Annotated in this window: 14 protein-coding genes; 9 read left to right on the forward strand and 5 right to left on the reverse strand. The window is 39.2% G+C overall.

What is annotated here, in order from left to right; all coding sequences use genetic code 11:
- Position 1 precedes the first annotated feature (1 nt).
- From N0B29_RS11725 to N0B29_RS11745, 5 genes are read left to right on the forward strand one after another with little or no spacing between them, the layout of a single operon-like run.
- A complete protein-coding gene (locus N0B29_RS11725) occupies positions 2-913 on the forward strand; it encodes a sensor histidine kinase (RefSeq protein ID WP_263833921.1) in 912 nt (303 codons plus the stop codon).
- Entirely contained in the window at positions 913-1,380 is a 468-nt protein-coding gene (locus N0B29_RS11730) for a chemotaxis protein CheD (protein ID WP_263833922.1), read from the forward strand. Before N0B29_RS11725 ends, N0B29_RS11730 begins: the two co-directional genes overlap by 1 nt.
- The gene (locus N0B29_RS11735; RefSeq protein ID WP_263833923.1) at positions 1,377-2,405 is read left to right on the forward strand and encodes a protein-glutamate methylesterase/protein-glutamine glutaminase; all 1,029 of its coding nucleotides are present in this window, start codon (positions 1,377-1,379) and stop codon (positions 2,403-2,405) included. Before N0B29_RS11730 ends, N0B29_RS11735 begins: the two co-directional genes overlap by 4 nt.
- A 5-nt stretch (positions 2,406-2,410) precedes the next feature.
- Positions 2,411-3,928 (forward strand): PAS domain-containing sensor histidine kinase, encoded by a 1,518-nt coding sequence (locus tag N0B29_RS11740; RefSeq protein ID WP_263833924.1) that lies wholly within the window; start codon positions 2,411-2,413, stop codon positions 3,926-3,928.
- On the forward strand, positions 3,921-5,207 hold the full coding sequence (locus N0B29_RS11745) for a response regulator transcription factor (RefSeq protein WP_263833925.1): 1,287 nt from the start codon (positions 3,921-3,923) through the stop codon (positions 5,205-5,207). The genes N0B29_RS11740 and N0B29_RS11745 overlap by 8 nt, the downstream gene beginning before the upstream one ends.
- 49 nt (positions 5,208-5,256) lie before the next feature.
- Here the strand turns inward: N0B29_RS11745 and N0B29_RS11750 are convergent, their stop codons facing one another.
- From N0B29_RS11750 to dnaG, 5 genes are all read right to left on the reverse strand, one after another.
- Positions 5,257-6,267, reverse strand: coding sequence for a sensor domain-containing diguanylate cyclase (locus N0B29_RS11750; RefSeq protein ID WP_263833926.1), 1,011 nt, complete (start codon positions 6,265-6,267; stop codon positions 5,257-5,259).
- A 2-nt stretch (positions 6,268-6,269) separates the two neighbouring features.
- The gene (locus N0B29_RS11755) at positions 6,270-6,869 is read right to left on the reverse strand and encodes a chemotaxis protein CheC (RefSeq protein WP_263833927.1); all 600 of its coding nucleotides are present in this window, start codon (positions 6,867-6,869) and stop codon (positions 6,270-6,272) included.
- Positions 6,870-7,250 carry a response regulator gene (locus tag N0B29_RS11760; RefSeq protein WP_263833928.1) on the reverse strand — a complete coding sequence of 127 codons (381 nt, stop codon included), beginning with the start codon at positions 7,248-7,250 and terminating at the stop codon, positions 6,870-6,872.
- 61 nt (positions 7,251-7,311) lie between these two features.
- Positions 7,312-8,295, reverse strand: a complete 984-nt coding sequence (locus N0B29_RS11765; protein ID WP_263833929.1) for an argininosuccinate synthase domain-containing protein — start codon at positions 8,293-8,295, stop codon at positions 7,312-7,314.
- Positions 8,273-9,931 carry a DNA primase gene (gene dnaG, locus N0B29_RS11770; RefSeq protein ID WP_263833930.1) on the reverse strand — a complete coding sequence of 553 codons (1,659 nt, stop codon included), beginning with the start codon at positions 9,929-9,931 and terminating at the stop codon, positions 8,273-8,275. Before dnaG ends, N0B29_RS11765 begins: the two co-directional genes overlap by 23 nt.
- Positions 9,932-10,043: 112 nt before the next feature.
- On the opposite strand from dnaG, the gene N0B29_RS11775 reads away from it, so the two are divergent.
- From N0B29_RS11775 to aroC, 4 genes are read left to right on the forward strand one after another with little or no spacing between them, the layout of a single operon-like run.
- Complete coding sequence (locus tag N0B29_RS11775; protein ID WP_263833931.1) at positions 10,044-11,090, forward strand: tetratricopeptide repeat protein; 1,047 nt, start codon at positions 10,044-10,046, stop codon at positions 11,088-11,090.
- Positions 11,065-11,490: a ribonuclease HI gene (gene rnhA, locus N0B29_RS11780; RefSeq protein ID WP_263833932.1), complete on the forward strand. Its 426-nt coding sequence runs from the start codon at positions 11,065-11,067 to the stop codon at positions 11,488-11,490. Before N0B29_RS11775 ends, rnhA begins: the two co-directional genes overlap by 26 nt.
- Positions 11,490-12,173, forward strand: coding sequence for a ribonuclease III (rnc, locus tag N0B29_RS11785; protein WP_263833933.1), 684 nt, complete (start codon positions 11,490-11,492; stop codon positions 12,171-12,173). Before rnhA ends, rnc begins: the two co-directional genes overlap by 1 nt.
- Positions 12,170-13,243 (forward strand): chorismate synthase, encoded by a 1,074-nt coding sequence (gene aroC, locus N0B29_RS11790; RefSeq protein ID WP_263833934.1) that lies wholly within the window; start codon positions 12,170-12,172, stop codon positions 13,241-13,243. The genes rnc and aroC overlap by 4 nt, the downstream gene beginning before the upstream one ends.
- Positions 13,244-13,255: the final 12 nt, after the last annotated feature.

A 13,255-nucleotide genomic window follows, 5' to 3' on the forward strand; every position in this document is an offset into this window, starting at 1 on the left:
TATGAGCGAGAATAGAAACTTTGATAATGTCAGTGATGCTATTTTACTGGAAGAGGTAAAACGTAGATTCGATCAAAAAAACAGTACGCTTGAAGAGATGGAATTTTTAACCAAAAAACTCTATCTTCTCAATGAAAAACTCAAAGAGCATGACTCAATCAAGGGTGAGTTTTTATCGCTGATTAAAAACGTTTTCAATAATCCCCTTAGCTCCTTGCTCAACCTCTCTTCGATGATGCGTAAAAATCAAGATACTCCCAAAACGCAGCAAATGAAAATTCTTTTGGATATGGAGTTACGCAAATTAGATTTTCAGCTCAATAATATTTTTACTGCCGCGGAGATCGAAGCAGGAGAGATTGCTAATTATTGGAGTGAAGTCGATTTACGCCTGCTTATCGATGAGGTCAAGGAATCATTTAACTATCTCATTGAAGAGAAAGAGCTTCGTTTTGATGTCGATATTTCACTAGACCATTTGATTGTCAGTGATGCGAAGAAGTTGAATACTATCTTTTCTAATCTTATTTCCAATGCGTGTGAGTATTCGTTCCGAGGTAATAAGGTTGCGATTCATGCAAGAATATATAATGAAATATTAGTGATAAGTATTGGCAATGTGGGCGATATTATTGAAAAAAAGGACAAAAAAGAGATCTTTAGTCGTTTTAAAAAAGTAAGAGGACGATACAGTAAAGCGCGAGAAGGTGTTGATGGTTTAGGATTGGGACTTAGTATTGTGGGCTCTTTGGTAGAGTCGTTAGATGGAGAAGTGGATTATGACTCATCCGAGAGCGAGACTGTGTTTACCCTTCGCATGAAACTTCAAGATCAAAAAAAAGCTGAAGCACTGATGAGTGAGAGTGCCAATGAATTTATGTTTGACGACACGCAAGAGATGAAAGAGTTTTGATGCTGCCTCGCAAATTTATCCATGTTGGAGAGATTTTTGTTGGCATTAAACCGACCGAGATTATCACTGTGCTTGGCTCCTGCGTAGGTGTATGCTTGTATGATAAGGTGGAAATGATCGGAGGCATGAATCATTACTTGTTGCCATTATGGAACGGAAATGGGTTGGAAAGCCCAAAATATGGCAATATTGCGATTCCAAAATTGATTGAAAACATGGAAAATATTGGGTGTCTTAGATGCAATATGGAAGCAAAGATTTTTGGGGGTGCCAATATTCATCGATCAAACTCAGAGGGACAGCTTATTGGACAGAAAAATATCTTGATTGCAAAAGAGATTTTAAGACAGTGGAGTATTCCCATTAAAGCGGAAGATACGGGTGGCAATAATGGTAGACGCATTATGATGATCAGTGATGCCAATCGTATCATTCTCAAATACGTTCAGAACGAGATTATGGAATGATTCGCGTTTTAATTGTGGATGATAGCGCCACGGCACGGCATATTTTAAGAGAAATCTTAGAGAGTGATGCAAGACTTGAAGTGATCGGTTTGGCGGCTGATGCTTACATTGCACGTGATATGATTGTAGAGCTAAAGCCAGATGTTATCTGTTTGGATGTCGAGATGCCACGTATGGATGGAGTCACTTTTTTGCAGAAGTTGATGTTGCATTATCCTACACCGGTTGTGATGGTTTCTTCTTTGACACGCGCCAGTGCCCGCATTACGCTAGATGCACTTGAAGCAGGTGCTGTGGACTATGTGGCAAAGCCGCATTCACACATTTACGATGGCAAGGAGATGCTGAAAGATGAGTTGATCCAGAAGGTGATTAATGCCTCTTATGCGAGAGTGCAAAAAAAAATCCCTATGGCTCAGAAGAAGAGCTATTTTACAAGTCTTGCAGAGACAACCCATAAAGTGATTGCTATCGGTTCTAGCACGGGTGGAACGGAAGCACTCAAGGTTGTGCTTGGAGGACTTCCCAAAAACGCTCCTGCCATATTGGTTGTGCAACACATGCCTCAAAGTTTTCTTGAATCTTTTGCTTTAAGGCTCAATCAACTATGTGCCATTGATGTAAAGATTGCACAGCATGGAGAGTTTTTGCAGACGGGCACAGCCTACATTGCGCAAGGAAGCAAACACATGGTGCTTAGGCGTTCGGGGGCTAGTTATTTTATTGAAATTGGTATAGGTGAAAAAGTGAGTGGACACTGCCCAAGTGTCGATGTTCTTTTTAATTCGGTTGCAAAAGTTGCAGGAAGCAATGCCGTAGGAGTCATTTTAACAGGGATGGGAAGCGATGGTGCACGGGGAATGTTGCACATGCACGAAGCGGGTGCTAAAACCATTGCTCAGTCTGAAGAGAGTTGTGTTGTTTTTGGAATGCCTAAAGAAGCAATACGTTTAGGTGGTGTCGATAGAGTGTCTCCACTGGGAGAGATAAGTCAAGACATTGTAAATCTATTAAAAAGTGAGTAACAGCAATGGTAGAAGATTTTTTTAATAAAAAGCCGTCTATTGTTTTAATAGGTAATGCTGTACATAACCCTGCATTGATAGAAAAGGCGCAAACACTGTGTAATCATGTTTTTAAAGTTCAAACTTCTGATGAACTTCTCAATATTGTGTATCTCAATTACCCTAATATTATCTTTGGATCAGTTTCGCATGAAGATACTTTTTATCTTGATGCAATTTCTTGGATTAAAAAACTCAAAATCAACACCTATATAGTGCTTTATTTTGAAGAGAAACATACACTTCATTTAAAAGAAATTATGGATCTAAAATGCCAGAGGTATTGTTATACAGATTCTACGCAAGCATCGGTTTTGACAGAATTAGAAGAGAGTGTGGCTATGGCACTTCATGATACCGTGTATCATGGATTCAAGGCATATTTTCATGCTTTTGTTGAACATTCAATTGTCTCAAAATCTGATCTTGAAGGTAATATCACATTTATCAACGAGAATTTTACGAAAATTACAGGCTATACCAAAGAAGAGATTCTGGGCAAGAACCATAATATTTTAAAACACCCTAGCAATGACAATGAAATTTATAAAGATTTATGGGATACCATCACTAAGGGAAAAGTCTGGAGGGAGCGAGTTCTTAATCGAAATAAAGATGGCAGTGACTTTTGGGCAGATACGATTATCATACCTTTTAAAGATGAAATTACGGGAGAGATATTAGAATATTTGGCCATTAGGCGAGATATTACGCAGCTTTTAATAGAAAAAAAAGCCATTATGGCAAAACAGATACACGCCGATGAAGAGATGAAACTTTCAGAAGCTAAAGATGCATTTTTGATTTTGTTTACGCATGAACTTAAAACACCACTCAATGCGATTTTGAATTTCTCACAGTACCTTTACAAACACATGCCCCATATTGATGAAGTACCAAAAGCTAAACGACTTTATCTTTTAGATCAAATCTATAAGAGTGCCACTTCTATGTTAGAGAATGTTACGAACATCTTAGACTTAGGAAAATTGCGCAACCAAAAATTGCATTATAATTTAACACTCTTTAATGTCAAGGAAAGTATTTTAGATGTGATTGAAAAGCATGGATCTTTGGCAATTGAGCATAAACGCACGATGTTGTTTCAAAGTGATGGGAGTGATCCTTTTATTACGAGTGATGAGTATCGGTTTAAGCAGATTCTCTCCAATATTATCTCCAATGCCATTAAATATGGACATACCATTGTTGAGATTTTTTTAATTTCGGATAACGAAAAAATTGAGGTTATTGTGCAAGATGATGGTAAAGGGATTAAAGATAAAGAGGAAGTGTTTGAGCTTTACACCCAAAGTTCTTCAGGTCTTAGCAGTATTGAAAAAAAAGGTACAGGGATCGGGCTTCATTTTGTAAAGCTACTATGTGAAGGTATGGGACTGGAGTATAAAATAGAAGATTCACTAACCCTTGGTGGGGCAAAATTTATTTTAACCAAGCGATTGAAGGAGCAAAAAAATGTATAAAGTATTGATTGTTGATGACAACGATAACAATAGGCTCACGCTAAATCTTTTACTTGAAGAAGTTGAAGATATTGAAGTTTACGAAGCCGAGGATGGGCAACTTGCAGTAGAAATGTGTGTTAAGAACCATTTTGATCTGATTTTTATGGATATTATGATGCCCAATATGGATGGTTTCGAAGCGACAAAATTCATCAAACAGGTGAATAAAAAGAGCATGATTATTGCGTTAAGTGCGCTTGATGATGACGCATCAAAACATAAAATGCTCTCGTTGGGCGCAGAGGATTATCTTACAAAACCTCTTAATTCTGAGCACTTTTTACAACGCATTAGGCAGTATCTGCGCATTATAGAGCTTCGTAATCAGAAAATTCACAAGTACCCTCAAGCACTTAATCCATTTAATGCCCACGTCTATCATCGTACGATGACGTTTCGTGTTGATGATGAAAGTGCTTTGGCTGAGTTTTGGGATTATTGGCTTAATAGTGAGAAAAATATCATCAACCTTAGTGATTGTGTCCGTCTCATTTATGGGTTTGGTTTGTGGCTTTTAAAGCATGAGTATGAGTGTAGTTTAGTGGTCGAAGAGAATGAGGAAAAACTCTATATGATGCTGGTACATGTAAAACCTTTGGGCAGCAATATTATTAAAAATATTTTACTCAAACATTTTGCCAATGCTAAGTATATTTTATCAAATGATATGCTCACCTTTCAGCTCGATAAAGAAGTTAAACGCGACAATGGCGTTGTGGAAGTGAGTGATGAAGCGAAAAAAATTCTCTCTAAAACGCATGACAATGTTCTCAGTGCCGTGGATTATATTAATAATACTGCGATTTCTTTCATTTCAAAAATTGATGGTCTTGAGATGATCAATGATGAAACCGATAAAGCAATTTTAGTCTTTGAAAAAGAACCTACCAAGCGAAATCTTGCTGTGATTTATGAGAATTTTCAAGAGTACGCAGATATTTTAGAAGAGTTGATGGATTTTGAACATTTAGGGTTTGCAGTACAAACATTGATTGATTTTTTAGGCACACTCACAGAAGAACAATTTGATCCTGAAAAGTCTAAACGTCTTGCGGCGATGCTCTTAAATCTTTTACATGACTTAGCCTCATGGAGAGAAAATGTCTTTATCACCCAAGTGGCACGCGATATACATTATCTTGACTCATCGCTTTTAAGTTCGTGTATTCAAATTGAAGCCATTTTTGAAGAGAAGAGTTTAAGCCTAGATCATGATGATGATATAGAGTTCTTTTAGGAAAATATGCAAAATGCCATTCACGCTAAAGCGTGTGTGGCATTATCAGCTATTGATGGTGAACTTTATAGGTATTGCGACCTTCCGCTTTAGCGACATAAAGTGCAAGATCAGCATTTTTAATCAATTGATTAAAGTCAGATCCATGATCAGGGAAGAGGCTAATACCAATGCTGGTAGTCACACTAAGATCCAAGTGGCGAACTCGAATAGGTTGTTGAACAGCGCTAATAAGTTTTTTAGCAATATGTTCTAATGTTTTAGTTTCTTCAATGTCATCTACAAGAATAATAAACTCATCTCCGCCAAAGCGTGCGACAGTATCCGATTTACGTGTAGCTAAGAGTAAGGTTTTTGCTACATGAATGAGAATCATATCTCCAACATCATGACCCAATGAATCATTGATTTCTTTAAAATTATCCAAATCTAAAAAGAGTACACCAAATTTTTTACCACTGGTTTGATTGTTTTCAACTAAGAGTTGTAACCGTTGATTGAGCAGTGTTCGGTTTGCTAAAGAAGTGAGATGATCATAATGGGCTTGTTTATAGATAATGTCTTTTTGTTTAATAAGTTTATTTTTAGCCGTCTCAAGTTTTCTAATGGTTGCATTGGCAACTTTGATTGAACGAGCAAGATCTTCACTCTCTTTGTTGCACTTCGCCTTTTCTTCCATCAAACTGGTTTGATCGTAAATAAGTACAGTCACTTGCCTTTTTTCGATGTTGTAAGGCATAATGGTCACATCTTGTTGCATAAACTCAAAGATTGATTTCGTGGTTATCGAGTTTTTCATAGGAAACAGATAGTGGTTAGAATCGGCAGTAAAGAAAGAAGGACCTCCCAGCGTGAGGGCTGTTTTGATATGACGTTGGAGTGATTTAAGACGTTCAGGTGTTACATTAAACAGCGAAAGTAGATTTTTTCCTACAACATCTTGTGCTTCAACATCACTGTGTACCGCAACCCATTTGTTGACGTAGTAGATGTTTAAATCGGCATCGATGGTTAAGATACCTACATTAATCGAATCAATAATTTTTTCACAATTTATCATGGCTATAACTTATCAATCGTACTTTTTAAATGATCAAGCATCTCATTGTTGAGAAGAATAAACATGTGCCCCAAGATATTCTCTTTTTCAATATCTAGTGCTGTTTTAATGACAATGACATTGTCATAGCCTTCGATTTTATCGTACTTATCCATTTCGGAGATTTCGCGTTTTTCAATGGAAGGGACTTTAAAAATGGTTTCGCCATGAATGATTTCACAAAACTTGCCGATACAGGCCGATGTGATGATATTGGTAAGTTCCATAATAGATGATTTTATATCACCCTTATCACTTACTTCTTGTTTGAGCAAAAGATTACAAAAGGCACGTGCTGAGTAGTTGTTAAAGACGAACAACACTTCGCCATTAAAAGAGCCTAGAAAACGCTGTTTTGTGAGATAAAATTCGTACTCTTCTTCCAAAACTTCAATGATTTTATCGTCCAATTTGTGGATATCAATACTTGAAATGTCAGGAATATGAAGTTTGGCATGATTGTCCAGCATATCGCCAATCAAAGACGCGGATAGTCCGAAAGAGACATTAATGAGTTCTTTTAAAACATCTTCTTGTTGTGGGTTAAAATAGTGTGTTGTCATTTAAAATACCAACTTTAGCAAGGTTGTGCGAAATTCTTGTTCATCCACAGGCTTGGAAATAATGGCCGAAGCACCAAGCGCTAAAACTTTCTCTTTAGTTGTTTTTTGACGATCAGCAGAGATCATCACGACAATGGCTTCAGGATTGATAGCTCGAATACGCCCTAGGGCTTCAATGCCATCAATACCAGGCATGGTGATGTCCAAAAAAACAACATCAGGTCTGTGTTTATCGTAAAGAGCGATAGCCTCTTCACCATCGCACCCTTCGATAATATCAGCATTTTCAACAATTTTTTTTGGGATCATCTCAATAAGCCATTTTCGTGAAATTTTCGAATCATCAACGACTAGAAAAATCATTTTATTAGATAAGCTCATCTCATAATCCTCATATTTTAATTCTATAATTTATAATGGTACAAAAATTATCTTTAAAAAACTATATAAGATACTTTTTAGCATCCTCTTTTGTTTCATAAGGGGATGATTGAATGACTCTTTCACCGATGCGAAGAGCATAACTTTGATCGGGGAGGGCTTTGGTAAATGTTAAAATAATACGACACGCTTCTTCTTCATCTGCACATGAAGCATTTTTGGAAAGTAGCGAAGAAGGAGCGCTCATATCTTCGTTTACATGTAAAAGATTAAACTTAGGATTATTCAAAGAATCGATAATGTCATTTTCTTTTTCATTGCGTCCGATAACAAGCTTTGCTCCCTCTGGAAGTCTAAAATGTCTTCCATTTTTAAGCACTTCAATATCTTCTTTTGCAAAGCTATCGTATTTTGTGAAATCACGCATACGGATGCTAAATTGCACATCAGTCAGTAAACATCCTCCTGCAGGCGTGGGGTAATCTTCCCATCCTAATTCTTTCGCAAGGGAGAGTTGTGCGTTGCGTCCTCTGCCATTAAAGCCTAAAAGCCGGCTTCGATCAACCCAGCCTTCTCGTTCAGGTTTGGTCTCTTCCATCACTAAAGCAGACATTGGACGAAGAATAAGGTCTTCATCAAGATCATCGGCTATTTTCTTCACGAGTCTTAGTGCATCTTTATTCTGGCTCATCGGACGTTGACCCACCACTTCGCCTGTGGCAATAAATGAAGCACCATAGCGCGGCAAGAGTGACTTTGCAACGCTAAACATAAAACCATGACAGTCGATGCATGGGTTGAACTGTTTTCCATAGCCATATTTTGGGCTAAAAAGAACTTTTTGAAGGTATTCATCGCGGACATCAATGACTTCAAGTGTTGCGCCAGCAATTTCTGCGCGACGTTTAAGGGTATCAAAATGATCTTCTTTGACACCAAAACCAATGTTAATGTGCAGAGCAATGACTTCGATGCCTTGCTGTGTTAAGAGTTTCATGGCGAGCATGCTATCAAGCCCGCCGCTATAGAGTACTAATGCTTTCATACGGAACCAATTCACCTTGTTTTAATTTCATCATTTTTTCTTGTATTTTACGAATCAAAAACTGCTTTTTATCATAACTTAGCTCACGTGCAGTTTTGATTTCTTGAAACTTTTCGTTGTAGTAGTGGTATAAAAATGCGACCATCGACGCGATCAGTGATTTTTCATCGTACACTTTGATGTCTTCCCACAGCGAAATGCGTCTAAGCTTAGGATGTTCAAATTGATTGTCCAAAAGAAGCGAAAACTCTTCTTGGTGGGTTTTGAACATAGAGCTATCGATGGTATCGAGTACCGTATCAATAAGACTGGGTTCACTTAAAATCGTTTTGATGATGGTAAGTTCCAGCATATCTTCAAAGGCACGCTCCTTTTTATCGAGTCTTTGAGGTTTATGGCTCTGAATTTTCACCAAATTATGGTGAAGCCCCAGTTTTTCTGAGAGCATCCCTGTATAACTCTCTTGAACGGCTTGAGGTAGTGTTTTAAGGTAACTCATCGCCTCAGTTAGCGCTTGTTGTTTGGCGAGAGGGTCTTTGAGGTTGTACTTTTTCACCATGCGCTCTAGTGAAAACTCAATAAAAGGTTGAGGCGTTCTAAAGAGGTGATTGAGGGCATCAATGAGATTGTTTTGCACCATATCCGCAGGATCCATTCCTCCACTAAAAAGAACAACGCCTCCTTTAATACCATGCGTGCTAAGTAACATAGAGGCTTTAAGAGCGGCATTAATGCCCGCATCATCGCCATCATACGCCACAATGACTTCAGGATCACCCCTTGTGATAAGAGGAATATGCTCGTTTGTAAGGGCAGTGCCTAGCGTTGCAACGGCATGGGTAAACCCTGCTTGATGCAACATAATAACGTCTAAATAGCCTTCGGTAATAATGATTGTTTTTTGTTTGTAAATATTTTCTTTGGCAAGATGGTAGCCATACAGCAGTTGCGATTTGTTAAAATGTTTGGTTTGAGGCGAGTTAACATACTTAGCAGGATGATTCGAAAGCGTTCGCCCACCAAAACCAACAAGCCTGTTGCTCGGTGAATAGATGGGAAAGGTAACGCGTTCGATAAAACGTGCATAAGGGTGATTGTTTTCTCCAATGCCTGCAACGCCATACTCCATACTTTCACTCATGGCATAACCACGTGAGCTTAAAAAATCAAGCGTCGCAAAAGAGGCAGGCGCATAACCGATTTCAAATTTTTCAACAGAGGCTTCAGAGATGCCTCTTTGTCTCAAATACTGTTTCGCTTGGGGGTTGTTATCGAGTTGTTTAATGTAAAAAAGATTCAAACTCTCCATCAGCTTTCGATCTTCTTTTTTAATGCCATCATTGGTGGTATAAGAGAGTGAAAAGTTGACCATATTGGCGAGTTTTTCGATGGTTTCAGGGTAAGAGAGTTTTTCATACTCCATGACAAATTTGATGCTATCTCCTCCAGCGCCACAGGCGAAACAGTGGTAAATCTGTTTTGAGGGACTCACCACAAGGCTAGGACTTGTGTCATTGTGAAAAGGGCACACGCACTTATAGTTGGCACCGTTTTTTTTCAGCTCTAAGTATGAGCCTACGACATCGACAATATCAAGACGTTGTTTGAGGTTTTCAATGGATGTTTTATCTATCATGGTCTTATTATATCAAGTTTGGTATAATAAGAAATTGAGGATACTAAACTTACTGGTACGTAAGCTTTGTAATGGAATGAAATAACGCTTATATGTAAATAAAGGGTAGAATTTGGATAATTTTTTTATAGCATACCGCGATCCACTTTTTGGTGTCATCATTTTGTTTGCCATTGTTTTTGTTATCTCCTTCTCTAATTATTGGTGGGGTGTTTTTAAGAACAAAGAAGAGAAACAAAGTATCGATAAGTTTGTTAAAAAATTTGAAATTGTCACCGACGAAAATGAGTATAAAAAACTTTTGGAAGACGCTTCGATTCCTTTAGAATCGTTAGCATTGCTTGCACATGCGTATGCCAAAAGTGGGGACTATGAAAAAGCGATCAATATCTACCTTGTGACACTCAAGCGCGTCAAAGGTAAGGACGAAAAACAGTACCTTCTTTCAACACTTGGGAAGACCTATTTTAAAGCAGGTTTTTTGCGTCGAAGTTCCGAAGTCTTTTTAGAGTCATTGCGTCTGCATCCACGCAATGCAGAATCCCTCAAATACCTAACCGTCGCCTATGAGCAACTTCAAGAGTATGTGAAAGCCGAAGAGGTTTTGGACTCATTGGAAGAGTTGGGTGCAAAAGTAAGTGTGCAAAGAACGTATCTTAAAGCACTTGAGACGATTAAAGAGAGTCATCTTAAAGAGAGCCAAAAAGTTGAGAAGCTTTTAGAACTTTGCAAAACAGCCCCTTTTTTAAAGCGAAAATTGTTTGAATACATGCAAGAAAATGGTATTAAAATTGAGCCTTCTTTCTTTGAAACGTTATCCTTCAAAAGCGTCATTGATCTTTTATGGTATGTTGATCCTATGGTCTATGATATTCTTACATGTAAAGATCCACTGGTGCAACAAATTGCGATGGCAAGGGGCTTGAGCCCTTATGTTGAGCAAGAGGGTGAAGTTCCTTTTGCACTGGATGTCTTAAGTAAGCTTCAAAGTATCGGTTATAGCAAAGCAAGCCTTGGTTTTGAGTACCTTTGTGGTGAATGCAAGCAAGTTTTCCCGATCCATTTTTACAGATGCCCTCATTGCCAAAGCATCGACAGCGTTACGATCCAAACCACACTGACCAAAGCAGACGATGAAGAAAATATCTCTTTTCTGTGATGGCTCATCCTTAGGAAATCCTGGTGCTGGTGGCTATTGCGCTATTTTGCGTTTTGGGGCGGTTGAACGCATTGTCAGTGGTGGAATGGCAAACGCTACCAACAATCAGATGGAACTCTTGGCGGTTATTGAAGGCTTGGCAGCCCTTAAAGAGCCATGCGATGTTACGCTTATTAGCGATTCAAGTTATGTGATCAAAGGGATTAATGAATGGCTTGAAGGCTGGAAGCGCAAAGATTTTGCCAAGGTGAAAAACCCAGAACTCTGGCAGCGCTATGTGGAAGTCTCTAAAAACCATAAAGTTCATGGTATTTGGGTCAGAGGACATGATGGACACGTAGAAAATGAAATGTGCGATAGGATCGCAAAAGAAGAAGCAACCAAAGTAAAGGAAAGATAATGCAAAAAAGATTAGAAGCGTTACAGAAGCGTTTGGGTTATCAGTTTAAAGATCAAGACCTGATAATCGAGGCACTTACGCACAAAAGTTCAAAACAACCCTACAATAACGAGCGTTTGGAGTTTTTAGGCGACGCGGTACTGGACCTCATTGTGGGTGAGTACCTTTACCATGAATTTACCGAAGTAGCAGAGGGTGAACTCTCCAAGCTACGCGCTTCGCTTGTTAATGAAAAAAGCTTTGAAAAACTGGCACGTTTGCTTCATTTAGGTGAGTGCATTTACATCTCACTGGCAGAAGAGAATAACAATGGACGTGAAAAACCTTCCCTTCTTTCCAACGCGTTTGAGGCGATTATGGGCGCACTCTACCTTGAAGCGGGGTTAGAGAAAGCCCGAGCTTTGGCGATAGCGCTTTTAGAAGAGGCGTACCCTAAAATTGATATGGATGCGATTTTTAGAGACCATAAAACCACCTTGCAAGAGCTGACACAAGCCCATTTTGGCATGACACCAGAGTATCGCTTGGTGCGCTCCTTTGGGCCGGATCATAAAAAAGAGTTTGAAATCGCTGTGAGTGTGAGAGGCAAAGACCTTGCCATTGCCAGTGGAAAAAGTAAAAAAGAGGCACAGCAAAAAGCGGCAATGCTCGCACTTGAAATCCTTAAAAAAGAGATCAGATGAATACATTTGGAAGAAAATTTTGTTTTACAACCTTTGGTGAATCGCATGGAAAGGCAATTGGCTGTGTGGTCGATGGCGTCCCAGCAGGCTTAGAAATCGATGAGGAATTTATTCAAAGCGAGTTAGATAGAAGAAAACCAGGTCAGAACAAATTTGCCACCGCACGCAAAGAGGGCGATAAGATTGAAATTTTAAGCGGTGTTTTTGAAGGTGTTAGTACTGGAACGCCCATTGCGATGATTATTTTCAATGAAAATCAAAAAAGCGGTGACTATGACAGTGTGAAAGATCTTTTTCGTCCAGGGCATGCGGATTTTACCTATTTTCACAAATACGGAATCAGAGATTATCGCGGTGGCGGACGCAGTAGTGCCAGGGAAACAGCCGCACGCGTGGCAGCAGGTGCTATTGCCAAACTACTTCTAAACACTTTACATGTAAAGGTTCAAAGTGGTATTTGTGCCATCGGTGGCATCGAAGCCAAAAGTTATGATTTTGAACGTGTGGCAAAGAGTGAGATTTACGCGCTAGATGGAAACGTCGAAGAGGCACAAAAAGAGGTTATTTTAGAAGCTAAAAACGCGCACGATTCTGTGGGCGGTGTGGCGCTTGTGCAGGTTGTGGGAGCGCCCGCAGGATTGGGTGAGCCGATTTATTATAAACTTGACGCCCTTTTGGCAGAAGCCATGATGGGTATTAACGGTGTTAAAGGCGTAGAAATCGGAGAGGGCTTTCATGCCTCAGCGCTCAAAGGCTCCCAGAATAACGATGCCATTAGCAAAGAGGGATTTGTCACCAACCATAGTGGCGGAATTTTGGGCGGTATGAGCAATGGCGATACCATTACATGTAAAGTCTATTTTAAACCAACCCCTTCGATTTTTCTTGCTCAAGAGACGATTGATAAAGAGGGAAATGCGCTTACATGTAACCTCAAAGGAAGACATGACCCGTGCATCGCTGTACGTGGCAGTGTCGTTGCAGAGTCGATGACTGCTTTAGTCATAGCCGATCTTTTACTGCTCAATTTAGGCGCAAAAGTCGAACATCTCAAACGGGTTTACATGTAAGGTGGTAAAGAG

This window comes from Sulfurospirillum oryzae (genome assembly GCF_025770725.1).
GTDB classification, from domain to species: domain Bacteria; phylum Campylobacterota; class Campylobacteria; order Campylobacterales; family Sulfurospirillaceae; genus Sulfurospirillum; species Sulfurospirillum oryzae.

Coding starts and splice junctions, on each gene's coding strand:
- N0B29_RS11725 (WP_263833921.1), top strand. CDS start 2: ATGAGCGAGAATAGAAACTTTGATAATGTCAGTGATGCTATTTTACTG.
- N0B29_RS11730 (WP_263833922.1), top strand. CDS start 913: ATGCTGCCTCGCAAATTTATCCATGTTGGAGAGATTTTTGTTGGCATT.
- N0B29_RS11735 (WP_263833923.1), top strand. CDS start 1,377: ATGATTCGCGTTTTAATTGTGGATGATAGCGCCACGGCACGGCATATT.
- N0B29_RS11740 (WP_263833924.1), top strand. CDS start 2,411: ATGGTAGAAGATTTTTTTAATAAAAAGCCGTCTATTGTTTTAATAGGT.
- N0B29_RS11745 (WP_263833925.1), top strand. CDS start 3,921: ATGTATAAAGTATTGATTGTTGATGACAACGATAACAATAGGCTCACG.
- N0B29_RS11750 (WP_263833926.1), bottom strand. CDS start 6,267: ATGATAAATTGTGAAAAAATTATTGATTCGATTAATGTAGGTATCTTA.
- N0B29_RS11755 (WP_263833927.1), bottom strand. CDS start 6,869: ATGACAACACACTATTTTAACCCACAACAAGAAGATGTTTTAAAAGAA.
- N0B29_RS11760 (WP_263833928.1), bottom strand. CDS start 7,250: ATGAGCTTATCTAATAAAATGATTTTTCTAGTCGTTGATGATTCGAAA.
- N0B29_RS11765 (WP_263833929.1), bottom strand. CDS start 8,295: ATGAAAGCATTAGTACTCTATAGCGGCGGGCTTGATAGCATGCTCGCC.
- dnaG (WP_263833930.1), bottom strand. CDS start 9,931: ATGATAGATAAAACATCCATTGAAAACCTCAAACAACGTCTTGATATT.
- rnhA (WP_263833932.1), top strand. CDS start 11,065: ATGAAGAAAATATCTCTTTTCTGTGATGGCTCATCCTTAGGAAATCCT.
- rnc (WP_263833933.1), top strand. CDS start 11,490: ATGCAAAAAAGATTAGAAGCGTTACAGAAGCGTTTGGGTTATCAGTTT.
- aroC (WP_263833934.1), top strand. CDS start 12,170: ATGAATACATTTGGAAGAAAATTTTGTTTTACAACCTTTGGTGAATCG.